Source organism: Candidatus Pantoea soli (assembly GCF_007833795.1).
In the GTDB taxonomy this organism is placed as follows: Bacteria; Pseudomonadota; Gammaproteobacteria; order Enterobacterales; family Enterobacteriaceae; genus Pantoea; species Pantoea soli.
Map to the genome: position 1 here is coordinate 1,129,921 of NZ_CP032702.1, position 25,893 is coordinate 1,155,813.

The following is a 25,893-nucleotide window of genomic DNA, read 5'->3' on the forward strand; positions in this document are numbered from 1 at the left end:
TTTTGCTTTTACAGGTTAAAAAAACGCCGCACGGCGCGTAATACCGCATCCGGTTTTTCTGCGTGCACCCAGTGTCCGGCACCGCTGATCACATGCGCGTGCGCCTGCGGAAACTGATGCAGCAGCGCATCGCGATACTGGTTATCCAGATAGGGTGAGTCGCCGCCGCGAATGAACAGCGCCGGATGCGGTGCGGGCGGCACCGCCTCCCAGCCGGAGATACGGCTATAGTTATCCCACAGCACCGGCACGTTAAAGCGCCATTCGCCTTCAGCAAACGACTTCAGGATAAACTGAATGACGCCTTCTTCCGTCACGTATTGCCGCATGACTTCAGCTGCCTCACTGCGACGGGTCAAGCCCGCCGCGCTGACGGCGCGGATACCGGCGAAAATTTCATCGTGGCGCCGGGTCTGATAATCCACCGGAGCAATGTCAATCATGACCAGCTTGCCAAGGCGATCCGGCGCAATCGCGCTCAGCGCCATGGCTATTTTGCCGCCCATGGAGTGACCGACGACGTCGGCACGGGCGATGTCGTGCGCATCCAGCGTATCCAGCATGTCCTGAGCCATTGCCGGATAATCCATTACCGTGCTCCGGGCCGATAAGCCATGATTGCGCACGTCAACCTGCAACGTCGGCCGTGCGTCTCGTACGCCGCGCGCCAGCGCGCCAAGGTTATCCAGGCTGCCGAACAGGCCGTGAATAAACAGAATCGGGGTGGCATCAGGAGCAGATTGTTCAGTTTGCAGACGGGCATTCAAAATCATGGCTAAAGTTCTTACGTTTGAGACCTGGGCTTAGGTTATCATGGATTCACCTGTCCCGGTGCAGTGCGTCCGGCATTAGGGCATATTCCGACTTTTGCCCGGAAACGATGCCAGCGCTATCGGCTGCCGCGGATTTAACTTTATAATCCTTATGTTAGAGCCAGCTCACATTTTGCCCGGCTTGAGGTTGCTTAAGCCACAGCAGATAAGCGGGTTCTGCCATTTGCCAGAATTGTACGGAAAAAGATGAAAACGATTGAAGTTGACGAAGAGCTCTACCGTTATATTGCCAGCCATACGCAGCATATTGGTGAAAGCGCCTCAGACATTCTGCGCCGCATGCTCAAATTCAGCGCGGGCCAGAATCCTCCTGCAGCGTCAGCTGCCAGCGCACCGGTCACGCAGGTGCAGCCTGTGCGCAGCGAAGCGCGTCCGCAGGACCGCGTCCGTGCCGTGCGTGAACTGCTGCTTTCCGATGAATATGCGGAACAGAAGAAAGCGGTAAATCGCTTCATGCTGGTGTTGTCAACACTCTATCGTCTTGATCCCGAAGCATTTGCCGAAGCCACTGCTTCACTGCAGGGGCGTACCCGCGTCTATTTCGCGGGTGATGAGCACACGCTGCTGCAAAATGGCACCCATACTAAGCCGAAGCACGTGCCCGGCACACCGTACTGGGTGATCACGAACACCAATACCGGCCGTAAATGCAGCATGGTGGAGCACATCATGTTAGCCATGCAGTTCCCGCAGGAACTGGCAGAGAAAGTTTGCGGTACCATTTAAACTGAAGCGTCAGGGAGAAGCGCCAATGGCCAATCACACCCGTGCCGGGCAGCCTGCCCAGCAGAGCGATTTGATTAACGTTGCACAATTAACTTCGCAGTATTACGTTCTGAAGCCGGATGCGGCGAACCCGGACCATGCGGTGAAATTTGGCACCTCTGGCCACCGCGGCAGCGCGGGTCGTCACAGCTTCAATGAAGTGCACATCCTGGCGATTGCGCAGGCGATTGCTGAAGAGCGCAAAAAGAACGGCATCACCGGTCCCTGCTACGTGGGTAAAGACACCCACGCGCTGTCTGAACCGGCCATTCTGTCGGTGCTGGAAGTGCTGGCGGCCAACGGCGTAGACGTGATTGTTCAGCAGGATAATGGCTATACGCCAACGCCTGCGATCTCTAACGCCATTCTGGAACACAACAAGCGCGGCGGGGCGCAGGCAGACGGCATCGTCATTACGCCGTCGCACAACCCGCCGGAAGATGGCGGGATCAAATATAACCCGCCAAACGGTGGCCCGGCCGATACCAACGTGACCAAAGTGGTCGAAGACCGTGCTAATCAGCTGATCAAAGGTGAGCTGAAAGACGTGAAGCGTCTGTCGCTGGATCAGGCGTGGAAGAGCGGTCACATCACGGAGCAGGATCTGATTCAGCCCTATGTGGAAGGGCTGGCACAGGTCATCGACTTCCCGGCCATTCAGAAAGCCGGTCTGAAAATCGGTGTGGATCCGCTTGGCGGCTCCGGTATGGCTTACTGGCAGCGCATTGCAGAGCACTACGAGCTGGACCTGACCATCGTCAACGATGCTATCGACCAGACCTTCCGCTTTATGCATCTGGATAAAGATGGCGTGGTGCGCATGGACTGCTCCTCAGAGTGCGCCATGGCTGGCCTGCTGGCATACAAAGATAAGTTCGATCTGGCGTTCGGTAACGACCCGGATTATGACCGTCACGGTATCGTCACGCCTGCTGGCCTGATGAATCCGAACCACTATCTGGCGGTGGCGATTAACTATCTGTTCCAGCATCGTCCGCAGTGGGGCAACGAGGTGGCCGTTGGCAAAACGCTGGTGTCCAGCGCGATGATTGACCGTGTGGTGAATGACATCGGCCGTAAGCTGGTCGAAGTGCCGGTGGGCTTCAAATGGTTTGTTGATGGTCTGTTTGACGGCAGCTTTGGCTTCGGCGGCGAAGAGAGTGCAGGTGCTTCTTTCCTGCGTTTCGATGGCTCAGCCTGGTCGACTGATAAAGACGGTATCATCCTGTGCCTGCTGGCGGCAGAAATCACCGCCGTGACGGGCAAGAACCCGCAGCAGCATTACGACGAACTGGCGGCTCGCTTCGGCGCACCAAGCTACAACCGTCTGCAGGCGCCTGCGACTTCGGCGCAGAAAGCCGCGCTGTCAAAACTGTCGCCGGAAATGGTGAGCGCCGATACGCTGGCAGGTGATCCGATCACCGCGCGTCTGACCGCCGCACCGGGCAACGGCGCGTCTATTGGTGGCCTGAAAGTGATGACGGAAAACGGCTGGTTTGCTGCCCGTCCGTCCGGCACCGAAGACGCCTATAAAATCTACTGTGAAAGCTTCCTCGGCGCTGAGCATCGTCAGCAGATCGAGAAAGAAGCAGTGGAGATTGTCAGCGAAGTGCTGAAAAACGCCTGACAGGGCAGAGCATCAGAGAGGCCGCGCAAGCGGCCTTTTTTATGGCATAAAACGATAGCCAATACCGGTCTCGGTCAGCAGATGACTGGGCTGCGTCGGATTCATTTCCAGCTTCTGCCGCAGGTGCCCCATGTAAATACGCAGGTAGTGGCTGTGTTCCACGGCATTGGGTCCCCAGACCTGATTCAGTAATTGCCGCTGCGTCAGCACCTTGCCGGCGTTGTTCAGCAGCAGACTCAGCAGGCGAAACTCAGTTGGCGTGAGATGCACTTCCTGACCGCTGCGCTGCACGCGGCGGGCGGCAAGATCAACGCTGACCTCACCAAATTCAATACGCGGTTCCGGCTGATTGCTCTGATGACGGCGCAGCGCCACGCGCACGCGCGCCAGCAGTTCTCCGATGCCAAAAGGCTTCGTCAGGTAATCATCAGCCCCGGCATCCAGCGCATCAATTTTATCCTGCTCATCGCTGCGCGCCGACAGCACGATAACCGGCATGCTGCTCCACTGGCGCACTTCGCGGATAAAGGTGATGCCGTCGCCATCAGGCAGGCCAAGATCCAGAATCACCAGATCCGGCTTGCGCGTCGCGGCTTCAATCAGCCCGCGCTGCAGTTGTTCCGCCTCCACGATTTTCAGGCCTTCGCTTTCCAGCGCCAGGCGCACAAAACGGCGGATTTCCTTTTCATCTTCCACAATCAAGATGGTCGTCACGCTGGCTCCTGCGGCAAAAAAAGGTAACGCGCTACTTTAGCAATAAACCGCGCCGGCGTCCGTCAGGATATGCGTAACCGGTAGCGATCTTTCTGTTCACAATGTTGTAACCCGCTTTCACAATAATGTGGAGCCGGCTGCAAAAAAACGCAGAAATAGTGGTCGGATGAGTAGTAAAATTACACAACTGCGCGTATTATCTGCGGTAGATCACATTACCGGACAAGACTGACCACGAGGGGGCAAAGATGTATCAGGCATATCCACTCTATAAAATCCTGCTGCGCCGTTTACTGGTGGTAGCGATGGGCGTGCTGGCGCTGCCCTTTATGTTGTTCTGTCAGGATCGTGCGCGTTTCTATAGCTATCTGCATCGTATGTGGTGTAAAACCAGCGATAAGCCGGTCTGGCTGGCGCAGTCAGAAGCGGCAGGTGGTGTTTACTGGTAAGCCTAAGATGCTGCCTGACAAACCCGGTGACTTTTCCTGAAGCGCCGGGTTTTTTGTTTAAAATTATTGCTTACGCCACATTACCCCTGCTGTCTTTCCGTCGCGTTTACGCTAAACTTAAAACCTCTACAAGATTTTGGAGGTTGTACAAGTATGAGCGAGAAAATTCCTGTTGGCATCAGTGCCTGCCTGCTCGGGGATAGCGTCCGATTCGACGGCGGCCATAAGCGTTTTGCCTTTGCGACTGACGATCTCGCGCCATTTGTGCGCTTTGAACCTGTGTGCCCGGAAATGGCGATTGGCCTGCCCACGCCGCGTCCGGCGCTGCGCCTGGTGAAGCAGAGTGATGACCAGATTCATCTGTGCTTCAGTAAAGACGGCAGCGAAGAGCTGACCGGGGAGATGCAGCGCTGGTCCGCTGAACGGGTAAAATCGCTTCATCACCTGTGCGGTTACATCCTCTGTGCCAAGTCCCCCAGCTGCGGACTGGAACGCGTGCGGGTGTATGAGCCGGAAACCAATAACAACCGTAAAGCCGGAACCGGCATTTTCACGGCGTTTCTGCAGCAGGAGATGCCCTGGCTGCCGCTGGAAGAAGATGGACGATTAAACGATCATGCCATCCGTGAAAACTTCATGGGACGCGTCTTTGCACTGCACGAATTCCATGAAATGTGGCGCAGCGGCTTAAGTCGCCACAAGCTCATGGCGTTCCACAGCCGTTATAAACTGCTGCTGCTGTCTCACGATCAGAGCCAGTATCGTGAGCTGGGGCGTTTTGTTGCGGCCATGGATCAATGGGATTCGCTGGAGGATTACGCCGCCGAATACCGCAATCGCCTGATGCAGCTGATGTCGCATAAAGCCTCACGCCGCAACCATACTAACGTCTTGATGCACGTGCAGGGGTATTTTCGTCCGCAGCTGAGTTCGCCGCAGCGGCAGGAACTGGCGCAGCTGATCGATCGCTATCGCCGTGGTCTGCAGCCGCTGCTGGCACCCATTACCATGCTAAAACACTATATGGCGGAGTTCCCGCATCCGTGGCTGGCAGAGCAGCGCTATTTTGATCCCTATCCGGAAGCGCTGCGTCTGCGCTATGGCCAGTAAGCGCGGGGTGGTATGGCGACTCATTTAGTCTGGCTGCGCAATGATTTGCGCATCAACGATAACAGCGCGCTGGCGGCTGCCTGCCGTGACAGCAACGCCGAGGTTATGGCGCTGTTTATCGCCACGCCCGCACAGTGGCAGCAGCATCATATGGCGGCAAAACAGGCCGCCTTCATTCACCAGAGCCTGCTGTTGCTGCAGGATGCGCTGGCCGGGCGGGGGATCCCGCTGCATTATCACCAGTGTCAGGACTTTGCCGCGTCGGTAGATTATCTGGAAACCTTCTGTGACGAGCATAAGGTAGACGCGTTGTATTACAACTATCAGTATGAAATCAATGAGCGCGAGCGTGACGCGGCCGCAGAGAAGCGGCTTGATGCGCGCGGCGTGACCTGTCAGGGATTCGACGATAGCCTGCTGCTGCCGCCTGGCAGCGTGCAGACCGGCAACAACAGCATGTTCAAGGTGTTCACCCCCTTTAGTAAGGCATTTGTGCGTCGCCTGCAGCAAAGCCTGCCGGAGTGTTATTCTGCGCCGAAAGCACGTGCAGGTGCGCCGGTTCGCAAAAAAGTGCCTATTCCGGCATTTGACTATCCACTGGAAGCCTTTGACGACACGCTGTTTCCGCCCGGTGAAGAAGCCGCGCTGAAACAGCTGCGCCACTTTGCGCAACAAGGGGTAAAGGATTATCCGCAGCAGCGCGATACGCCAGCCGTGGATGGCACCAGCCGCTTATCGCCCTATCTGTCGACCGGCGTGCTGTCGCCGCGGCAGTGTCTGCACCGCGTGTTAAAGGAGCACCCGCACGCGCTCACGGCAGGTGAAGGCCTGGTCTGGCTGAATGAGCTTATCTGGCGCGAGTTTTATCGCCATCTTCTGGTGGCATTTCCGGCGCTGTGTAAACATCAGCCGTTCGTTGACTGGACGCGGCATGTCGCGTGGCAAACCAACAAGGCGCATCTGCAGGCGTGGCAGGAAGGAAAAACCGGCTATCCGATTGTCGATGCAGCGATGCGCCAGCTTAATACGCTGGGCTGGATGCATAACCGCCTGCGAATGATCACCGCCAGCTTCCTCGTGAAAGATTTGCTCATCGACTGGCGGGAAGGTGAACGTTACTTCATGGAGCGGTTACTGGATGGCGATCTGGCAGCCAATAACGGTGGCTGGCAGTGGGCGGCTTCCACCGGCACGGATGCAGCCCCGTATTTCCGTATTTTTAATCCGACAACCCAGGGCGAGCGCTTTGATCAAACGGGCGCATTTATCCGTCAGTGGTTGCCGGAGCTCAGGCAGGTGCCGGACAACCATATTCATCAGCCCCATCTCTGGGCGCAAAAAAATAACAGGAAACTCGATTATCCCGCGCCAATCGTGGAACATAAGGAAGCACGTAAAAAGACATTAGACGCCTTCGAGCGCGCGCGCAGCGTGGCCTGAGGCGTTCAGGGAGGGGTTATGAACAATTTCGAATTAGAGCGCGTGGTGAATCAGCAGCTGAACACCAGCGCATTCAGCGATTACGCACCTAACGGTTTGCAGGTAGAAGGGCGACCGGAAGTAAAGACCCTGATCACCGGGGTTACGGCCTGTCAGGCGCTGCTGGATGAAGCGGTCAGGCGCGGCGCCGATGCGGTGCTGGTGCATCATGGCTATTTCTGGAAGAACGAAGCGCCGGTCATCAAAGGCATGAAGCGTCAGCGCCTGCGCACGCTGCTGGCCAATGATATTAATCTGTATGGCTGGCATCTGCCGCTGGATGCGCATCCGCAGTTGGGGAATAACGCCTGTCTGGCCACGCTGTTTGATATCGACGTAAAAGGCGAGATTCAGCCGCTGGTGCCGTGGGGCGAACTGGCAACGCCGCTGAGCGGCCGTGCCCTGGCAGAAAAAATCGCTGTACGTCTTGGCCGTGAGCCGCTGCACTGCGGCGACAACGCGCCTGCGCTCATCAAACGCATTGCCTGGTGCAGCGGCGGTGGTCAGGGCTTTATCGACAGCGCGGCAGCCTTTGGTGTTGATGCCTTTATCACCGGCGAAGTCTCCGAACAAACCATCCACAGCGCACGTGAACAGGGTCTGCACTTTTACGCTGCCGGACACCATGCAACTGAGCGCGGCGGCATCAAAGCGCTGGGCGAATGGCTGGCGCAGCAGCACGGCCTCGAGGTGACCTTCATCGACATTCCCAATCCTGCCTGATTTTTCACCACCGGCGTCCTGAGCACGCACTCAGGACGCAAACCGGTTGACACCTCTCCTCCACTTTCGCATAACGTATTGACTTTTCGTGTCGCAAAATATCTTTCGGCGCGGTTGTCATTAACCAGGAGGTGGGTTTTGCAACGAGCACGTTGTTATCTGCTGGGTGAGCGGGCGGTGGTTCTGGAGCTGGAACCGCCGGTTTCGCTTACCAGCCAGCAGCGCATCTGGGGATTGTGCCAGCGGTTGCAGCAGGATGAGCAGGTGCAGGAAGCCATTCCCGGCATGAATAACCTGACTCTGCTGCTGCGCGATCCGCAGTTAAATGCGCTGGACGCCATCGAGCGTCTGCAGCGCTGGTGGGAAGAGAGTGAGGCGCAGCCGCTGTCTGACCAGCGCCGGGTAGAGATTCCGGTTGTCTATGGCGGCAGCGCCGGGCCCGATCTGCAGGTGGTCGCCGAACGCGCCGGTCTGCGTGCCCAACAGGTGGTTGAGCTGCACAGCAGCGTCGATTACGTGGTCTATTTCATCGGTTTCCAGCCTGGCTTCCCTTACCTCGGGGGACTTGACGAGCGCCTGCATACCCCGCGCCGGGCTGAACCGCGCGTGAGCGTGCCGCGCGGCTCCGTGGGCATTGGCGGCAGTCAGACCGGCATCTATCCGCTGGCCGCTCCCGGCGGCTGGCAGCTGATTGGCCATACGCCGCTCAGTCTGTTTGATCCCCATCAGCAGCCGCCGGTGCTACTGCGCCCGGGTGACACGGTGCGTTTTGTGCCACAAAAGGAGGGCGTATGTTAAAAATCCTGCGCGCCGGCCTGATGACCTCTGTTCAGGACCGCGGCCGTCATGGCTGGCGACAATATGGCATCAGCATCAGCGGTGCGCTTGACGAGCCCTCGATGCGCACAGCCAACATGCTGGTAGGCAACGCGGAAAATAGCGCGGTGCTGGAGATCGTGCTTGGACAATTTAAAGCGGAATTTCGTCGTGACGGCTGGTTTGCCCTGACCGGGGCAGACTGCAGCGCCGAGCTGGACGGCAAGCCGGTATGGACCGGCTGGCGTTTACCGGTGAAGAAGGGGCAGGTGCTGAGCCTCGCTATGCCGGTCAGCGGTATGCGCAGCTATCTGGCCGTTAATGGCGGTTTTGCGATTGAGGAGATGCTGGGCTCACACAGTACCGATTTAAAAGCCGCCTTTGGTGGCTGGCAGGGGCGAAAGCTGCAGGACGGTGATGCGTTGCCGCTCGGTAAAGCCACGCGTACGTTTCAGCACAAAGCGGGCGTGCGCCAGCTGCTGTGGGGCAATCGCATTCGTGCGCTGCCGGGGCCGGAGTACAGCGAATTTAGCCGCGAAGCGCAGGAGGGATTCTGGCGCGTGCCGTGGAAACTGAGTGCGCAGAGTAACCGCATGGGTTACCGGCTGCAGGGGCGCAATCTGCAGCGTACGGCCACACGGGATTTGCTGTCGCACGGGCTGGTGCCAGGCGTGGTTCAGGTACCGCCAAACGGGCAACCCATCGTACTGATGGCCGATGCGCAGACCACCGGAGGGTATCCGCGTATCGCCTGTATCATCGAAGCGGATCTCTATCAGCTGGCGCAGATTCGCCTCGGCGAGCCAATACACTTTATCCACTGCACGTTAGAAGAGGCGCTGCTGGCTAAACAGCAGCAGCAGCGCGCACTGGATCAGATAGCCTGGGGACTCAGCCATGAAAATTGATCTCAATGCCGATCTCGGTGAAGGCAGCGCCAGCGATCGTGAACTGCTGACGCTGGTGAGCTCGGCCAACATCGCCTGCGGCTTTCATGCCGGCGATGCGCAAACCATGCTGCAATCGGTGCGCTGGGCAAAAGCCTGCGGGGTGGCCATTGGCGCGCATCCGGGTTTTCCCGATCGGGAGAATTTTGGCCGCACCGCGATGCAGCTGCCAGCGGAAACGGTGTATGCGCAGATGATCTATCAGATCGGCGCACTGAAAAGTATGGCTGAAAGTGAAGGCCAGCCGCTGGTACATGTGAAACCTCACGGCATGCTCTATAACCAGGCCGCCGCCGATCCGCAGCTGGCGGAAGCCATTGCGCGCGCGGTAAAAGCGGTTGATCCGGCGCTGATTCTGGTGGGGCTGGCGGGCAGCGCCCTGATTCAGGCCGGCGCGCAGCAGGGGTTGCGTACGCGTGAAGAGGTGTTCGCCGATCGCGGCTATCTGGCAACGGGCGCGCTGGTACCGCGCAGCCAGCCCGGGGCCATGATCGAACAGGCCGATCTGGCGCTGGCGCAGACGCTGACCATGGTGCAGCAGCGCCAGGTCCGCAGCATCACCGGCGAATGGGTGACGGTGAATGCGGAAACGGTCTGTCTGCATGGGGACGGCGCACACGCCCTGCAGTTTGCCCGCACCCTGCGCGAGGCTTTTGAGACCCATCAGATTGCGGTCACCAGCGCATAATCATTAACTGTTTGCCCGGCACCGTGCCGGGCTTTTTATTTCCTGAGGGGAAAATAATGGATAACGTGGTTAACCTCTGGCCGTTACTGGGCATTGCCGCGATTGTGCTCGGTTTTGTGCTGCGCTTTAATCCGGTGCTGGTGGTGATTGTTGCAGGCTTTGTGACCGGCATTGCAGCGCACATGCCGCTGGCCGATATTCTGGAAAAACTCGGCGCGGGCTTTCTCAATACCCGTAATCTGCCGCTGATTCTGCTGCTGCCGCTGGCGGTCATTGGCCTGCTGGAGCGGCATGGTCTGAAGGAGCGGGCACAGACCTGGATCGCGCAGATCAAAACGGCGACCGCCGGCCGTCTGCTGATCGTGTACCTGTTTGTGCGGGAAATTACCGCCGCACTCGGTCTGACCAGCCTCGGCGGCCATCCGCAAATGGTGCGCCCGTTGCTCGCCCCGATGGCCGAAGGGGCCACAGAAAACCGCTATGGCGAAGTACCGCCCGCGGTGCGCCATCGTCTGCGGGCCATGTCCGCCGCCACCGATAATGTCGGGTTATTTTTTGGTGAGGACATTTTCGTGGCGTTTGGCGCGATTATTTTCATGCACAACTTTATGCAGGAGTCGGCGGGGATCGCTACCGAGCCGCTGCATATCGCGCTATGGGGCATCCCGACGGCGCTGTGCGCCTTTCTGATCCATGCGGCGCGCCTGGTGCGGCTTGACCGCCAGCTATCGCGTGAGTTAGGCGCGCTGAACCAGCAGGCGCTGCGCGCGCGGGGAGAGAAATAATGTTCCAGCAGCAATATCTGATGTGGCTGGCAGGGGCGATCCTGCTGATGGTGGCACTGCTTTCCTGGCGCGACAGCGCGAACCCGCGTCGCTTTACCACCGGCCTGTTCTGGGCGCTGTATGGCCTGATTTTTCTGACCGGCGACTGGACGTTTCAGCTGGCTGCCCGGTGGGCGGGTGAGGCGCAGCGTGGCAGCCGCTGGCTCAATATCGGCGTCGGGGTGGCAGTGGTCCTGATGGCGCTGATTGCTGGCTGCGGCGGCGTGCGCTTGGGGCGCTATCATCAGCGCAGCGAGACGGAAAAACAGGCCAGCGCTCAGCGACTGGGCAATAAACTGTTTATGCCCGCGCTGGCGATTCCGCTGGTCACGGTGATGGGCGTGCTGGCGTTTAACCATTTACCGGGTTTGCAGGCGCGGGTATTTGGCCCCGGCAATCACGCGACGCTGGTGACGCTGTTTTCCATGATGGTGGGCTGTCTGCTGGGCTGGCTGATTGCGCTGAAGTTCACCCATGAGAAGCCTTTGCAGTCCATGCAGGAGACGCGTCGCCTGCTGGATGCGGTGGGCTGGGCCTTTATCCTGCCGCAGATCCTGGCCACGCTTGGCCTGCTGTTCACCAGCGCGGGCGTGGGCAATGCGATTTCGCATCTCACGGCACAGTATCTGGCGGTGGATAATCGTCTGATTGCGGTAGCCGTATACGCAGGCGGCATGGCGCTGCTGACGATGGTCATGGGCAACGCTTTTGCTGCTTTCCCGATTGTTACGGCAGGCATTGGTATCCCGATTCTGGTGCTGCAGCACGGCGGCAATCCGGCGGTCATGGCGGCGATCGGCATGTTTTCCGGCTACTGCGGCACGCTGATGACCCCGATGGCGGCGAACTTCAATATCGTCCCGGCACGGCTGCTGGAGCTGCCCGATCGCAATGCGGTGATCCGGGCTCAGGTGCCTACCGGTGTGCTACTGTTGTTAGTGAATATTTTCCTGCTTTATTTCCTGATGTTCCTGTGAGGTGGTCATGAAAACCGTGTTAATGACGGCATTTGAACCGTTCGGCGGTGAGCACATTAATCCTTCATGGGAAGCGGTGCGCAGCTTTGAAGGGAAGGTGATTGACGACGCGCGTATTGTCGTGCGTCAGCTGCCGGTGGTGTTCTCTGCCTGCGGTGCGGTGCTGACCGCGGCGCTGGAGGAGCTTAAGCCGCATCGTATTCTGTGTGTCGGGCAGGCCGGCGGACGCAGCGATATTAGCGTGGAGCGGGTAGCGATCAACGTCAACGATGCGCGCATTGCGGATAATGCCGGGCAACAGCCGGTTGATGAACCGGTGGTGGCTGGCGGGCCGGCCGCCTATTTCGCCACGATCCCCATTAAGGCCGTGGTGGCAGCCCTGCGGGAAGTAGGGATTCCGGCGTCTGTTTCACAGACTGCCGGCACCTTTACCTGCAATAACGTGATGTACCAGCTGCTGCACTGGCTGCATACCTCCGGCAGCGCGGCGCGTGGCGGCTTTGTGCATATTCCCTATATGCCGGAGCAGGCTGCGCAGCATCCGGGCGCGCCCAGTATGTCTACTGCCAGCGTGGTACAGGCGCTGGAAACGTCGCTGCGGGTTATCCTGAGCACGGAAAACGATATCCGCGCAGCCGGCGGAGCCACTCACTGATCAGGAGATGTTATGCCAGAGGGACCGGAGATTCGCCGGGCGGCGGATCAGCTGGCGGCCGCGATGGTCGGCAAGCCACTGACCGACGTGTGGTTTGCTTTTCCGCAGCTGAAAACCTACGAACCTTCACTGCTGGGCGAGACAATTGATGCCTTTGAGACGCGCGGTAAGGCGCTGCTGACGCACTTCTCGAACGGGCTGACGCTCTACAGTCACAATCAGCTGTATGGCGTGTGGCGTGTAGTAAAAAGCGGCACTGAGCCCAATACGTCACGCCAGCTGCGCGTGCGGCTGGCAAATGCAGACCGCACCATTTTGCTCTACAGCGCCTCGGAGATTGAGTTACTTAATGCGGATACGCTGGGCGCGCACCCGTTTCTGCAGCGCGTAGGGCCGGATGTGCTGGACGCCAGCCTGACAGTGGATGCCGTGCGCGAACGGCTGCTGTCACCGCGTTTCCGGCGGCGTCAGTTTAGCGGGTTGCTGCTCGATCAGGCGTTTCTCGCTGGTCTCGGCAATTATCTGCGCGTGGAAATCCTGTGGCATGCCGGTTTACGGGCGCAGCATCGCGCGCAGGACTTAACCGCGTCACAGCTGGATGCGCTAAGCGAAGCAATGCTGGCTGTACCGCGGCTCTCTTATCAGATGCGCGGCAGCATGAAAAAATACCATGAGGATGCAGCGTTTCGCTTTGAAGTGTTTCATCGTCAGGGCAAAAAGTGCCGACGCTGCGGTGCGATCATTGAAAAAGGGGTGCTCTCCTCACGTCCCTTTTACTGGTGTCCGGGGTGCCAGGTGTGAAGGCGCTGACTGCAGCCGGACAAACGCCGCAGGCAATGCGGGCTGTGCTCAGGCGGTCCTCGCGCCGCAGCGCAGTGCCTGCACATGCTTCGTCAGCCTGAGGGATCGGCGGCGCCTTTGGTCCGCTTTCCTGCGGGCTCATCCGGGTTTCCTCACCCTGTTCAGCGCTGCGGGTTGCCCCGATCAGCCTGCGCTGTGACCTTGATGCTGGCAGCAAGCGGTCAGATTGACGGCGCCGGAGATCCGCTGATGCTCAGGGCTATCCGCAGCGCTGAGGCTGTTACGTGATGCCAGGCGATTACGCACGACGCGCAAATCAGGCCGGGCCGGTCAGGACCACCGATCCCGGCCGTTCCGTCAGGCATGACGTGAAGGCTGAAGAGACCGCGCAAGCGGCGCGTGGACGGCCCGGCAGCAGCAGACGCAGGACGTCTCAGCGCGACAGACAGTTCGCAACAGCGCGAAGATGCAAGAGAAGGACGTGTGCGGCAGGAAAGAAAAGGGCGGGATAACCCGCCCTGATAGTTATTTTTTCAGCGCCGAGGTAAATTCGCGCTCGGTGTAGCCGGTATAAAGCTGACGCGGACGGGCAATCTTCATGCCTTCGTCATGCATCTCTTTCCAGTGTGCAATCCAGCCCACGGTACGCGCCATCGCGAAGATCACGGTAAACATGGAAGACGGGATGCCCATCGCTTTGAGGATAATACCGGAGTAGAAGTCAACGTTCGGATAGAGTTTACGCTCGATGAAGTACGGGTCGTTCAGGGCAATGTGTTCCAGCTCCATCGCCACTTCCAGCAAATCATCTTTCATGCCCAGTTCATTCAGCACTTCGTGACAGGTTTCGCGCATGACGGTGGCACGCGGGTCATAGTTTTTGTAAACGCGGTGACCAAAGCCCATCAGACGGAACGAATCGTTCTTGTCTTTCGCACGACGCACAAATTCCGGGATATGTTCCACGGTGCTGATCTCTTCCAGCATACGCAGGGTGGCTTCGTTTGCGCCGCCGTGTGCAGGTCCCCATAGCGATGCGATACCGGCCGCGATACAGGCAAAGGGGTTAGCGCCCGAAGAGCCAGCAGTACGTACGGTAGAGGTCGACGCATTCTGTTCGTGGTCAGCATGCAGAATCAGAATCCGGTCCATCGCGCGCTCCAGCACCGGATTCACTTTGTACTCTTCACAGGGGGTGGCAAACATCATGTGCAGGAAGTTGCCGGCATAGGAGAGATCGTTACGCGGATACACGAACGGCTGGCCGATGGAGTATTTGTAGCACATGGCTGCCATGGTCGGCATTTTAGAGAGCAGACGGAAAGCCGCGATTTCGCGGTGGCGCTCAATGTTGACATCCAGAGAATCATGATAGAACGCGGCCAGCGCGCCGGTTACGCCGCACATCACGGCCATCGGGTGTGAATCACGGCGGAAACCGTGGAACAGGCGGGTAATCTGTTCATGAATCATGGTGTGGCGGGTAACGGTGGTACAGAACTCATCAAACTGCGCCTGCGTTGGCGCTTCACCGTTCAGCAGGATATAGCACACTTCAAGATAGTTGGAGTGGGTGGCCAGCTGATCGATCGGGAAACCGCGATGTAACAAAATCCCTTCATCACCATCAATAAAGGTAATTTTTGATTCGCAGGACGCCGTAGAGGTGAAACCAGGGTCGAAGGTGAACAGGCCTTTTGAGCCAAGGGCGCGGACGTCAACAACATCCTGTCCCAGCGTGCCTTGCATCACATCCAGTTCAACCGTGTTGTTGTCTTGTAGGGTTAGCGTCACTTTTTTATCTGTCATTTTTCGTCTCCATAGCGCCTTAGTAGGTAAGGATCTTAGACACCAGAATAGCCTTCATGTTGCGTAAAACCACAATCTTCACAGCATCACTCTGCGGTAACGTTGGGCATGCAAGGTTACAGAGCAACGCGGTGTTTGGGCCAGTGGCGTCCGGGCATGACATGGTGCAAATCGCGGATGTTAAAGATCCTGTCTCGACATAACTTCTTGGTAACCAATAACCTGACGGTTTATGTTGCTCGTAAAGGCAATGTTACATAACTTGAGCTTAGGGGAAAGTGTATCCCCATAACTTTTGTGCATCATAGGGCTTTAATGCGTTTGTTTGTAACTGAAATGTTGATCTATTGTCAAATCAGATAATTAAAAATGTGTTAATTGTGAAATTCGTGAGGAAGATCACTGATCAGCTTAAATGTGACCAAAGAGATTGTAGGGGAATTGTAATCAGAATGTGATCCTCCTATACTGCCGCCAGGTCTCCGGAATACCCTGACACCAGGAGTCACCCAGCGTTTTTCCCGCTTCATTTAACACTGGATGTTGCTATTTTGGTGGCGGTTGTAGTCTGAACACGCACTGTGCTCTTCTGCAACTCAGGACCGGAGGAAGCAAAATAAAAAGAGCTGTGTGGGCAAAACCGTGAAAAAACAAAGACCTGTTAACTTGGATCTCTCGACGATCCGGTTTCCCGTTACTGCAATATCGTCCATTCTCCACCGCGTCTCCGGCGTGATTACCTTTGTCGCCCTCGGAATTCTGCTCTGGTTACTGGGTCTCTCTCTCTCCTCTCCGGAAGGTTTCCAGCAGGCGGCATCCATCATGGATAGCTTCTTCGCCAAATTTATCATGTGGGGCATTCTGACCGCGCTGGCTTATCACGCCGCAAGCGGCATTCGTCATATGCTGGCGGATTTTGGCTTTACCGCTGAAACCCTGCAGGTGGGAACCCGTACCGCGCAAGCGGTTTTTGTTATCACTGTCGTGCTCTCAATTTTGGCTGGAGTCCTCGTATGGTAAGCAATGCTTCTGCATTAGGACGCAACGGTATCCATGACTGGCTGTTACTGCGTGCTTCTGCAATCTTAATTACGCTCTACATTCTCTATATCCTCGGTTTTGTCGTGATGACCGGCACGCTGACTTATGATGTCTGGCGCGGCTTTTTCGCTTCCTCTTTCACGAAGGTGTTCACGCTGCTGACGCTGTTCTCCATCCTGATTCATGGCTGGATTGGCATGTGGCAGGTGCTGACCGACTACGTGAAACCGCTGGCAACCCGTCTGGTGTTGCAACTGCTGATTGTGGTCGCGCTGTTGTCCTATGCAATTTATGGAACCGTTGTGGTGTGGGGTGTGTAAATGAGTTTGCCAGTCAGAGAATTTGATGCCGTGGTGATCGGCGCGGGTGGCGCAGGTATGCGTGCCGCTCTGCAAATCTCCCAATCGGGCCAGAGCTGCGCCCTGTTATCAAAAGTATTCCCAACCCGTTCCCACACCGTATCGGCGCAGGGCGGTATCACCGTGGCGCTGGGTAACTCCCATGACGATAACTGGGAATGGCACATGTACGATACCGTGAAAGGCTCCGACTATATCGGTGACCAGGACGCGATCGAATATATGTGTAAAACCGGCCCGGAAGCGATTCTGGAGCTGGAACATATGGGTCTGCCTTTCTCCCGTCTTGATGACGGTCGCGTTTATCAGCGTCCGTTTGGTGGTCAGTCGAAGAACTTTGGTGGTGAGCAGGCAGCCCGTACGGCTGCGGCTGCCGACCGTACCGGCCACGCACTGCTGCATACGCTGTATCAGCAGAACCTGAAAAACAAAACCACTATCTTCTCCGAATGGTACGCGCTGGATCTGGTGAAAAACGCCGACGGCGCTATCGTTGGCTGCACAGCTATCTGCATTGAAACCGGCGAAACCGTCTACTTCAAAGCCAAAGCGACCATTCTGGCTACCGGCGGTGCAGGGCGTATTTATCAGTCCACCACCAACGCTCACATCAACACCGGTGACGGCGTTGGCATGGCGATTCGTGCCGGCGTGCCGATGCAGGATATGGAAATGTGGCAGTTCCACCCAACCGGGATTGCCGGTGCGGGCGTGCTGGTTACCGAAGGCTGCCGTGGTGAGGGCGGTTACCTGCTGAACAAGCATGGTGAGCGTTTCATGGAGCGTTATGCGCCAAATGCCAAAGATCTGGCAGGCCGTGACGTGGTGGCCCGTTCCATGATGGTGGAAATTCGTGAAGGTCGCGGTTGCGATGGCCCATGGGGTCCGCATATCAAACTGAAACTCGATCACCTGGGCGCAGAAGTGCTGGAATCGCGCCTGCCAGGCATTCTGGAGCTGTCGCGCACCTTCGCACACGTTGATCCTATCAAAGAGCCGATCCCGGTTATTCCAACCTGCCACTACATGATGGGCGGTATTCCGACCAAAGTCACCGGCCAGGCACTGCGGGTGAATGAGCAGGGTGAAGATGAAGTCATCCCGGGACTGTTTGCGGTAGGCGAAATCGCCTGCGTTTCGGTGCACGGGGCAAACCGTCTGGGCGGTAACTCACTGCTTGACCTTGTGGTGTTTGGTCGTGCGGCGGGTGTACACCTGATGGAGTGCATTGCTGAGCAGGGCGAGCTGCGTGACGCGACTGAAGATGAAATCGCTGCGGCCATGGCGCGCTTTAACCGCTGGGAAAACAACACCACGGGTGAAGATCCGGTGGAAATCCGTAAAGCGCTGCAGCGCTGCATGCAGAACAACTTCTCGGTATTCCGTGAAGGTGATGCAATGCGTGAAGGTCTGGCGGAGCTGAAAGCGATTCGCGAGCGTCTGAAAAACGCCCGTCTGGACGACCGTTCACCAGACTTTAACACGCAGCGTATCGAGTGCCTGGAACTGGATAACCTGATGGAAACGGCCTACGCCACCGCCGTTGCGGCCAACTTCCGTACGGAAAGCCGCGGCGCGCACAGCCGCTTCGACTACCCGGAGCGCGATGACGCAAACTGGCTGTGCCACAGTCTCTATGTTCCGCAAACGGAAAGCATGACGCGCCGTGAGGTGAACATGCAGCCGAAACTGCGCGCGGCCTTCCCGCCGAAAGCGCGTACTTATTAATGCGGAGATCATCATGAGACTCGAATTTTCAATCTATCGTTATAACCCGGAAGTCGATGACAAACCGCGCATGCAGGATTACACCCTGGAAGCGGAAGATGGTCGCGACATGATGCTGCTGGACGCGCTGATTCGCCTGAAAGAGAAAGACCCGACGCTGGCGTTCCGTCGTTCGTGCCGTGAAGGGGTTTGCGGCTCAGATGGCCTGAACATGAACGGTAAAAACGGCCTGGCGTGCATCACGCCGGTGTCAGCACTGGGTAACGGCAGCAAGAAGATTGTGATCCGACCGCTGCCGGGTTTACCGGTGGTGCGTGACCTCGTGGTCGACATGGGGCAATTCTATGCGCAGTATGAGAAGATTAAGCCTTTCCTGTTGAATAATGGGGAAAATCCACCGGCGCGCGAGCACCTGCAAAGCCCGGCACAGCGTGAGCATCTGGATGGTCTGTATGAGTGCATTCTGTGCGCCTGCTGCTCCACCTCCTGCCCGTCGTTCTGGTGGAATCCGGACAAGTTTATCGGTCCGGCCGGTCTGCTGGCCGCTTACCGTTTCCTGATTGACAGCCGCGATACCGAAACGGATGCGCGTCTCGACAATCTGAACGATGCGTTCAGCGTATTCCGCTGCCACAGCATCATGAACTGTGTAAGCGTATGTCCGAAAGGCCTCAACCCGACGCGCGCCATCGGCCACATTAAGTCGATGCTGCTGCAGCGCGGCGCGTAAAACAGAAGTCATCGTCGGGAACCCAGGTTCCCGACGTTTTACGGAAGCCTCTATAAGCGCGGTACTGACCACGCTTATAAAGGTTCCCTTACGGGCCAGGCGTTGGTAGCGCACAGGTTCGTATCGCTGAACTCACTACGGCAAGCCGTGAAAGCGGCAACAAATGAAACCTCATAAAAAGCAGATTAATGCTTAAGGGATCACAATGCAGAACAGCGCGATGAAACCCTGGCTGGACTCCTCCTGGCTGGCCGGCGCGAACCAATCCTACATAGAGCAGCTCTATGAGGATTTCCTGACCGATCCTGACTCCGTTGATGAAGTGTGGCGCTCGATGTTCCAGCAGCTGCCCGGCACCGGCGTGAAACCTGAACAGTTCCACTCCACCACGCGTGAATACTTCCGCCGCCTGGCCAAAGATGCGACCCGCTACACCTCCACAGTCACCGATCCGGCCACCAATTCAAAACAGGTTAAAGTGCTGCAGCTGATCAATGCGTTCCGCTTCCGCGGCCATCAGCACGCTAACCTTGATCCGCTGGGTCTCTGGAAGCAGGAGACCGTTGCCGATCTCGATCCGGCTTTTCACGATCTGACCGACGCCGATTTTCAGGAAAGCTTTAACGTAGGCTCGTTTGCCATTGGCAAAGAGACTATGAAGCTGGCGGATCTTTATGCCGCGCTGCAGCAGACCTACTGTGGCTCAATTGGTGCAGAGTACATGCACATCAACAACACCGAAGAGAAGCGCTGGATTCAGCAGCGTCTGGAATCGGTGGCGGGCCACGGCGCATTCAGCGGGGAAGAGAAAAAAGGTTTCCTGAAAGAGCTGACGGCGGCAGAAGGGCTGGAAAAATACCTCGGTGCGAAATTCCCGGGCGCCAAGCGCTTCTCGCTGGAGGGCGGCGATGCGCTGATCCCGATGCTGCGTGAAATGATTCGCCATGCCGGCAAGAGCGGCACGCGCGAAGTGGTGCTGGGAATGGCACACCGCGGCCGTCTCAATGTGCTGATCAACGTGCTGGGTAAAAAGCCGCAGGATCTGTTTGATGAGTTCGCCGGTAAGCATAAAGAGCACCTCGGCACCGGTGATGTGAAGTACCACATGGGCTTCTCGTCTGACATCGAAACCGAAGGCGGCCTGGTGCATCTGGCGCTGGCGTTCAACCCGTCGCACCTTGAAATCGTCAGCCCGGTTGTCATGGGCTCAGTGCGTGCGCGTCTGGATCGCCTGGCCGAGCCGGTCAGCAACAAAGTCCTGCCTATCACCATTCACGGTGACGCAGCTGTTATCGGTCAGGGCGTGGTGCAGGAAACCCTGAACATGTCGCAGGCGCGTGGTTACGAAGTAGGCGGTACCGTTCGCATTGTGATCAACAACCAGGTGGGTTTCACCACCTCAAACCCGAAAGATGCCCGTTCCACGCCGTATTGCACCGACATCGGCAAAATGGTGCTGGCGCCTATTTTCCACGTCAATGCAGACGACCCGGAAGCCGTGGCCTTTGTGACCCGACTGGCGCTGGATTACCGCAACACCTTCAAACGCGATGTCTTTATCGATCTGGTGTGCTATCGCCGTCATGGCCATAACGAAGCGGATGAGCCAAGTGCAACCCAGCCGCTGATGTACCAGAAAATCAAAAAACATCCGACGCCGCGCAAAATCTACGCCGATCAGCTGGAAAGCGAAGGCGTGGCGACGCAGGAAGATGCCACGGAAATGGTCAATCTGTATCGCGATGCGCTGGATGCGGGTGAATGCGTGGTGCCGGAATGGCGTCCGATGAGCCTGCACTCCTTCACCTGGTCGCCGTACCTGAACCATGAGTGGGACGAAGGCTATCCGGAAACCGTGGACATGAAACGTCTGCAGGAGCTGGCACGTCGTATCAGCACCATTCCGGAAGCAGTGGAAGTGCAGTCACGCGTCGCGAAGATCTACAACGATCGCAAAGAGATGGCGGAAGGCAACAAGCTGTTTGACTGGGGCGGCGCGGAAAACCTGGCGTACGCTACGCTGGTCGACGAAGGGATTCCGGTGCGCCTGTCGGGTGAAGACTCCGGCCGCGGCACCTTCTTCCACCGTCACGCGGTGATCCATAACCAGCAGAACGGCTCAACCTATACGCCGCTGCACCATATTCATAACGGTCAGGGCCAGTTCAAAGTCTGGGATTCTGTGCTGTCTGAAGAAGCGGTACTGGCATTCGAATATGGCTATGCCACCGCCGAGCCGCGCGTGCTGACCATATGGGAAGCGCAGTTTGGCGATTTCGCCAACGGCGCCCAGGTGGTAATCGATCAGTTCATCAGCTCCGGTGAGCAGAAATGGGGCCGGATGTGTGGCCTGGTTATGCTGCTGCCGCACGGCTACGAAGGGCAGGGCCCGGAGCACTCCTCTGCACGCCTTGAGCGTTATCTGCAGCTGTGTGCTGAGCAGAACATGCAGGTCTGCGTGCCATCGACACCTGCTCAGGTGTACCACATGCTGCGTCGTCAGGCGCTGCGCGGTATGCGCCGTCCGCTGATTGTGATGTCACCGAAATCGCTGCTGCGCCATCCGCTGGCGGTATCCAGCCTGGATGAACTGGCCAACGGCAGCTTCCAGCCGGCGATTGGCGAAATCGATGAACTGGATGCGAAGCAGGTGAAACGCGTGGTGCTGTGCTCCGGCAAGGTTTACTACGATCTGCTGGAACAGCGTCGCAAAAACGAGCAGACCGATGTTGCCATCGTGCGTATCGAGCAGCTCTATCCATTCCCGCACAAAGCCGTGCAGGAAGCCCTGAAAGATTACGCCCATGTGCAGGATTTTGTCTGGTGTCAGGAAGAGCCACTGAATCAGGGCGCATGGTATTGCAGTCAGCATCATTTCCGCGAAGTGGTTCCCTTTGGTGCGTCACTGCGTTACGCAGGCCGTCCGGCGTCTGCTTCACCGGCCGTGGGCTATATGTCCGTACATCAACAACAGCAGCAAGACCTGGTCAACGACGCGCTGAACCTTGGTTAATTAAAAGGAAAGAAAATGAGTAGCGTAGAAATTCTCGTTCCCGATTTGCCTGAATCCGTAGCGGACGCAACGGTTGCCACCTGGCACAAAAAACCTGGCGATTCTGTTAGCCGCGACGAAGTTCTGGTCGAAATCGAAACGGACAAAGTGGTACTGGAAGTGCCTGCTTCTGCTGACGGTATCCTGGAAGCGGTACTGGAAGATGAAGGCGCAACGGTGACATCACGCCAGATTCTGGGTCGCCTGAAAGAAGGCAACAGCGGCGGCAAAGAGACGTCCGCCAAAGCAGAAAGCAATGAATCTACGCCTGCGCAGCGTCAGACCGCGTCTCTGGAAGAAGAGAGCAACGACGCGCTGAGCCCGGCGGTTCGCCGCCTGATTGCCGAAAACAACCTGGATGCCAGCCAGATCAAAGGCACCGGCGTGGGCGGCCGTCTGACCCGTGAAGATGTGGAAAAACATCTGGCGAAGTCAGCCGACAGCAGCAAAGCAGCGCCAGCCGCTGCTGCTGCAGCACCGCAGGCGGCTGTCGCTAACCGCAGCGAAAAACGTGTACCGATGACCCGTCTGCGTAAGCGCGTGGCGGAGCGTCTGCTGGAAGCGAAAAACAGCACCGCGATGCTGACCACCTTCAACGAAGTCAACATGAAGCCAATCATGGATCTGCGCAAGCAGTATGGCGATGCCTTCGAGAAGCGTCATGGCGTGCGTCTGGGCTTTATGTCGTTCTACATCAAAGCGGTAGTTGAAGCGCTGAAACGCTTCCCGGAAGTGAACGCTTCCATCGACGGTGATGATGTGGTTTACCACAACTACTTCGATGTCAGCATCGCTGTCTCCACGCCGCGCGGTCTGGTTACCCCAGTACTGAAAGATGTGGATGCGCTGAGCATGGCTGACATCGAGAAGAAAATTAAAGAGCTGGCGGTGAAAGGCCGTGACGGCAAACTGACCGTGGAAGAGCTGACCGGCGGCAACTTCACCATCACCAACGGTGGTGTGTTCGGTTCGCTGATGTCCACGCCAATCATCAACCCACCGCAGAGCGCGATCCTCGGCATGCACGCCATCAAAGATCGTCCGATGGCGGTGAACGGCCAGGTGGTGGTGCTGCCAATGATGTATCTGGCGCTCTCTTACGATCACCGTCTGATCGATGGCCGCGAGTCAGTGGGCTATCTGGTAGCGGTTAAAGAGATGCTGGAAGATCCGGCGCGTCTGCTGCTGGATGTCTGATTTCGCCGGGCGCGCGCCTGATGCGCGCCCACACTTAAATGTTTCAGATCTGAATGGATAGAACATCATGAACTTACACGAATACCAGGCGAAGCAGCTGTTTGCACGGTATGGTATGCCGGCTCCGACTGGCTACGCCTGCACGACGCCACGTGAAGCAGAAGAAGCCGCCTCTAAAATTGGCGCAGGCCCGTGGGTAGTGAAATGTCAGGTTCATGCCGGTGGCCGCGGTAAAGCGGGCGGTGTGAAAGTGGTTAACAGCAAAGAAGAGATCCGCGCCTTCGCGGAAAACTGGCTGGGCAAACGTCTGGTGACCTATCAAACAGACGCCGACGGTCAGCCGGTAAACCAGATCCTGGTTGAAGCCGCAACCGACATCGACCAGGAACTGTACCTGGGCGCGGTCGTTGACCGTGCCACCCGTCGCGTGGTGTTCATGGCGTCGACTGAAGGCGGCGTGGAGATCGAAAAAGTCGCGGAAGAGACCCCGCACCTGATCCACAAAATGGCGCTGGATCCGCTGACCGGACCGCAGCCTTATCAGGGCCGCGAGCTGGCGTTCAAGCTGGGTCTGAGCGGTAAGCAGGTCAGCCAGTTCACCAAAATCTTCATGGGCCTGGCGACCATGTTCCTGGAGCGCGATCTGGCGCTGGTTGAGATCAACCCGCTGGTGATCACCAAACAGGGCGATCTGATCTGCCTCGACGGCAAGCTGGGTGCCGACGGTAACGCACTGTTCCGTCAGCCTGAGCTGCGTGAAATGCGTGACCCAAGCCAGGAAGATCCCCGTGAAGCCCACGCAACACAGTGGGAACTGAACTATGTCGCCTTGGAAGGCAACATTGGCTGTATGGTCAACGGTGCCGGTCTGGCGATGGGCACCATGGACATCGTGAAACACCACGGTGGTCAGCCTGCAAACTTCCTTGATGTTGGCGGCGGCGCGACCAAAGAGCGCGTAACAGAAGCCTTCAAAATCATCCTGTCTGACGATGCAGTTAAAGCGGTATTCGTTAACATCTTCGGCGGCATCGTGCGTTGCGACCTGATCGCAGACGGCATCATCGGTGCAGTAGCAGAAGTGGGTGTCAACGTACCGGTGGTGGTACGTCTGGAAGGTAACAACGCCGAGCTGGGCGCTAAAAAACTGGCGGACAGCGGTCTGAACATCATTGCAGCAACCAGCCTGACAGACGCGGCACAGCGTGTTGTTGCTGCTGCGGAGGGTAAATAATGTCCATTCTGATCGACAAAAACACCAAAGTCATTTGCCAGGGTTTCACCGGTGGCCAGGGGACTTTCCACTCTGAGCAGGCGCTGGCGTATGGCACGCAGCTGGTTGGCGGTGTAACGCCGGGCAAAGGCGGCACCACTCATCTGGGCCTGCCGGTGTTCAACACGGTACGTGAAGCGGTTGAAGCCACAGGCGCAACCGCCACCGTGATCTACGTTCCGGCTCCGTTCTGCAAAGACGGTATCCTGGAAGCGATCGATGCCGGCATCAAACTGATCATCACCATCACCGAAGGTATCCCGACGCTGGATATGCTGACGGTGAAAATGAAGCTGGATGAAGCGGGCGTGCGCATGATCGGGCCAAACTGCCCGGGCGTGATCACCCCAGGTGAATGCAAAATCGGCATCATGCCAGGTCACATTCACCAGCCTGGCCGCGTGGGTATCGTCTCCCGCTCCGGCACGCTGACGTATGAAGCCGTTAAGCAGACGACGGACATTGGCTACGGCCAGTCCACCTGCGTGGGTATCGGCGGCGACCCGATCCCAGGTTCTAACTTCATCGACATCCTGAAAATGTTCCAGGATGATCCGCAGACCGAAGCGATCGTTATGATCGGTGAGATCGGCGGAAGTGCAGAAGAAGAAGCTGCCGCGTTCATCAAAGAGCACGTGACCAAGCCGGTTGTGGGCTATATCGCGGGCGTTACCGCGCCAAAAGGCAAGCGTATGGGCCATGCGGGTGCCATCATTGCCGGCGGTAAAGGCACAGCAGACGAGAAGTTCGCAGCGCTGGAAGCGGCCGGTGTGAAAACCGTACGCAGCCTGGCTGACATTGGCGATGCGGTAAAAGCCGTACTGCCAGCGAAATAAGCCCGTTTTCTCTGCTGTTAAAAAGCCACCTTCGGGTGGCTTTTTTTATGGCGGCTATTTGGCGAAAGGGGGGCCGCCCGCGAGCAGGCAACAGGGCGGTACTGCAGAACGCGCAAAATTATAAAGGGCATTACTGAAAGTTGCGGCGTTAAATAATCACGCTGAAAGTGACGAATTTCTTAATATCGATCGTCGGCAGTGACAACTTATTAACAACGCTTCCCACACTACATAACTGGAAAGTTTTCGTCTTAATCCAGATCAATAATCCGCAAGATATAAGCAACTTTACCGCTGGCTAAATAGAGCGCAACCGGTATAAATTGCGCTGCATCAATTCGGTCTTTTCTGACGTTATTCAGGGGGTTGTGCCAGACGTTGATAAATCAATTCTGCCACTTCCTCCTGCCACGCCTGCGCGAAACAGACCGATGCGATCGGTTTTTCGGGGAATTTTTAT

General features: G+C 57.4%; 24 protein-coding genes. 21 read left to right on the forward strand and 3 right to left on the reverse strand.

Features of this window, described 5'->3' with window-relative positions:
* Positions 1-8 precede the first annotated feature (8 nt).
* The gene (gene ybfF / locus D8B20_RS05225) at positions 9-773 is read right to left on the reverse strand and encodes an esterase (protein ID WP_145887766.1); all 765 of its coding nucleotides are present in this window, start codon (positions 771-773) and stop codon (positions 9-11) included.
* Between the two features lie 246 nt (positions 774-1,019).
* Between ybfF and seqA the strand changes: the two genes are divergently transcribed.
* Together seqA and pgm are read left to right on the forward strand one after the other, a co-directional pair.
* Positions 1,020-1,559, forward strand: coding sequence for a replication initiation negative regulator SeqA (gene seqA, locus D8B20_RS05230; protein ID WP_145887768.1), 540 nt, complete (start codon positions 1,020-1,022; stop codon positions 1,557-1,559).
* A 25-nt stretch (positions 1,560-1,584) separates the two neighbouring features.
* Positions 1,585-3,225: a phosphoglucomutase (alpha-D-glucose-1,6-bisphosphate-dependent) gene (pgm, locus tag D8B20_RS05235; RefSeq protein ID WP_145887770.1), complete on the forward strand. Its 1,641-nt coding sequence runs from the start codon at positions 1,585-1,587 to the stop codon at positions 3,223-3,225.
* 39 nt (positions 3,226-3,264) lie between these two features.
* Here pgm and kdpE read toward each other — a convergent pair whose 3' ends face one another.
* Positions 3,265-3,939, reverse strand: coding sequence for a two-component system response regulator KdpE (gene kdpE / locus D8B20_RS05240; RefSeq protein WP_145887772.1), 675 nt, complete (start codon positions 3,937-3,939; stop codon positions 3,265-3,267).
* Between the two features lie 248 nt (positions 3,940-4,187).
* Here kdpE and D8B20_RS05245 point away from each other — a divergent pair, with 248 nt between their 5' ends.
* The 11 genes from D8B20_RS05245 (at position 4,188) to nei (ending at position 13,408) form a co-directional block, all read left to right on the forward strand.
* The gene (locus D8B20_RS05245; RefSeq protein WP_145887774.1) at positions 4,188-4,388 is read left to right on the forward strand and encodes a YbfA family protein; all 201 of its coding nucleotides are present in this window, start codon (positions 4,188-4,190) and stop codon (positions 4,386-4,388) included.
* A 153-nt stretch (positions 4,389-4,541) separates the two neighbouring features.
* The gene (locus D8B20_RS05250; protein WP_145887776.1) at positions 4,542-5,498 is read left to right on the forward strand and encodes a YbgA family protein; all 957 of its coding nucleotides are present in this window, start codon (positions 4,542-4,544) and stop codon (positions 5,496-5,498) included.
* 12 nt (positions 5,499-5,510) lie between these two features.
* Positions 5,511-6,938, forward strand: a complete 1,428-nt coding sequence (gene phrB, locus D8B20_RS05255) for a deoxyribodipyrimidine photo-lyase (protein WP_145887778.1) — start codon at positions 5,511-5,513, stop codon at positions 6,936-6,938.
* 18 nt (positions 6,939-6,956) lie between these two features.
* On the forward strand, positions 6,957-7,700 hold the full coding sequence (locus tag D8B20_RS05260; protein WP_145887780.1) for a type 2 GTP cyclohydrolase I: 744 nt from the start codon (positions 6,957-6,959) through the stop codon (positions 7,698-7,700).
* 138 nt (positions 7,701-7,838) lie between these two features.
* Positions 7,839-8,498: a 5-oxoprolinase subunit PxpB gene (gene pxpB, locus D8B20_RS05265; protein WP_145887783.1), complete on the forward strand. Its 660-nt coding sequence runs from the start codon at positions 7,839-7,841 to the stop codon at positions 8,496-8,498.
* A complete protein-coding gene (pxpC, locus tag D8B20_RS05270; protein WP_145887785.1) occupies positions 8,492-9,424 on the forward strand; it encodes a 5-oxoprolinase subunit PxpC in 933 nt (310 codons plus the stop codon). Before pxpB ends, pxpC begins: the two co-directional genes overlap by 7 nt.
* Complete coding sequence (gene pxpA / locus D8B20_RS05275; RefSeq protein WP_145887787.1) at positions 9,414-10,151, forward strand: 5-oxoprolinase subunit PxpA; 738 nt, start codon at positions 9,414-9,416, stop codon at positions 10,149-10,151. Before pxpC ends, pxpA begins: the two co-directional genes overlap by 11 nt.
* 56 nt (positions 10,152-10,207) lie before the next feature.
* Positions 10,208-10,936: a DUF969 domain-containing protein gene (locus tag D8B20_RS05280; protein ID WP_145887789.1), complete on the forward strand. Its 729-nt coding sequence runs from the start codon at positions 10,208-10,210 to the stop codon at positions 10,934-10,936.
* A complete protein-coding gene (locus tag D8B20_RS05285) occupies positions 10,933-11,952 on the forward strand; it encodes a DUF979 domain-containing protein (RefSeq protein WP_145887791.1) in 1,020 nt (339 codons plus the stop codon). Before D8B20_RS05280 ends, D8B20_RS05285 begins: the two co-directional genes overlap by 4 nt.
* 7 nt (positions 11,953-11,959) lie before the next feature.
* Positions 11,960-12,607 (forward strand): pyroglutamyl-peptidase I, encoded by a 648-nt coding sequence (pcp, locus tag D8B20_RS05290; protein ID WP_145887793.1) that lies wholly within the window; start codon positions 11,960-11,962, stop codon positions 12,605-12,607.
* A gap of 12 nt (positions 12,608-12,619) precedes the next feature.
* Entirely contained in the window at positions 12,620-13,408 is a 789-nt protein-coding gene (gene nei, locus D8B20_RS05295; protein ID WP_145887796.1) for an endonuclease VIII, read from the forward strand.
* 525 nt (positions 13,409-13,933) lie between these two features.
* Here nei and D8B20_RS05300 read toward each other — a convergent pair.
* Positions 13,934-15,217, reverse strand: coding sequence for a citrate synthase (locus D8B20_RS05300; protein ID WP_145887797.1), 1,284 nt, complete (start codon positions 15,215-15,217; stop codon positions 13,934-13,936).
* 630 nt (positions 15,218-15,847) lie between these two features.
* Here D8B20_RS05300 and sdhC point away from each other — a divergent pair.
* From sdhC to sucD, 8 genes are all read left to right on the forward strand, one after another.
* Positions 15,848-16,237: a succinate dehydrogenase cytochrome b556 subunit gene (sdhC, locus tag D8B20_RS05305; RefSeq protein WP_021508541.1), complete on the forward strand. Its 390-nt coding sequence runs from the start codon at positions 15,848-15,850 to the stop codon at positions 16,235-16,237.
* A complete protein-coding gene (sdhD, locus tag D8B20_RS05310; protein ID WP_145887799.1) occupies positions 16,231-16,578 on the forward strand; it encodes a succinate dehydrogenase membrane anchor subunit in 348 nt (115 codons plus the stop codon). The genes sdhC and sdhD overlap by 7 nt, the downstream gene beginning before the upstream one ends.
* Positions 16,579-18,345, forward strand: a complete 1,767-nt coding sequence (gene sdhA / locus D8B20_RS05315) for a succinate dehydrogenase flavoprotein subunit (protein WP_145887801.1) — start codon at positions 16,579-16,581, stop codon at positions 18,343-18,345.
* A gap of 13 nt (positions 18,346-18,358) precedes the next feature.
* Complete coding sequence (locus D8B20_RS05320) at positions 18,359-19,075, forward strand: succinate dehydrogenase iron-sulfur subunit (protein ID WP_145887804.1); 717 nt, start codon at positions 18,359-18,361, stop codon at positions 19,073-19,075.
* Positions 19,076-19,280: 205 nt separating this feature from the next.
* Positions 19,281-22,088, forward strand: a complete 2,808-nt coding sequence (sucA, locus tag D8B20_RS05325) for a 2-oxoglutarate dehydrogenase E1 component (RefSeq protein WP_145887806.1) — start codon at positions 19,281-19,283, stop codon at positions 22,086-22,088.
* Positions 22,089-22,103: 15 nt separating this feature from the next.
* A complete protein-coding gene (gene odhB, locus D8B20_RS05330; protein WP_145887808.1) occupies positions 22,104-23,324 on the forward strand; it encodes a 2-oxoglutarate dehydrogenase complex dihydrolipoyllysine-residue succinyltransferase in 1,221 nt (406 codons plus the stop codon).
* Between the two features lie 67 nt (positions 23,325-23,391).
* Entirely contained in the window at positions 23,392-24,558 is a 1,167-nt protein-coding gene (gene sucC, locus D8B20_RS05335) for an ADP-forming succinate--CoA ligase subunit beta (protein WP_145887810.1), read from the forward strand.
* Positions 24,558-25,433, forward strand: a complete 876-nt coding sequence (gene sucD / locus D8B20_RS05340) for a succinate--CoA ligase subunit alpha (protein ID WP_013025067.1) — start codon at positions 24,558-24,560, stop codon at positions 25,431-25,433. Before sucC ends, sucD begins: the two co-directional genes overlap by 1 nt.
* Positions 25,434-25,893: the final 460 nt, after the last annotated feature.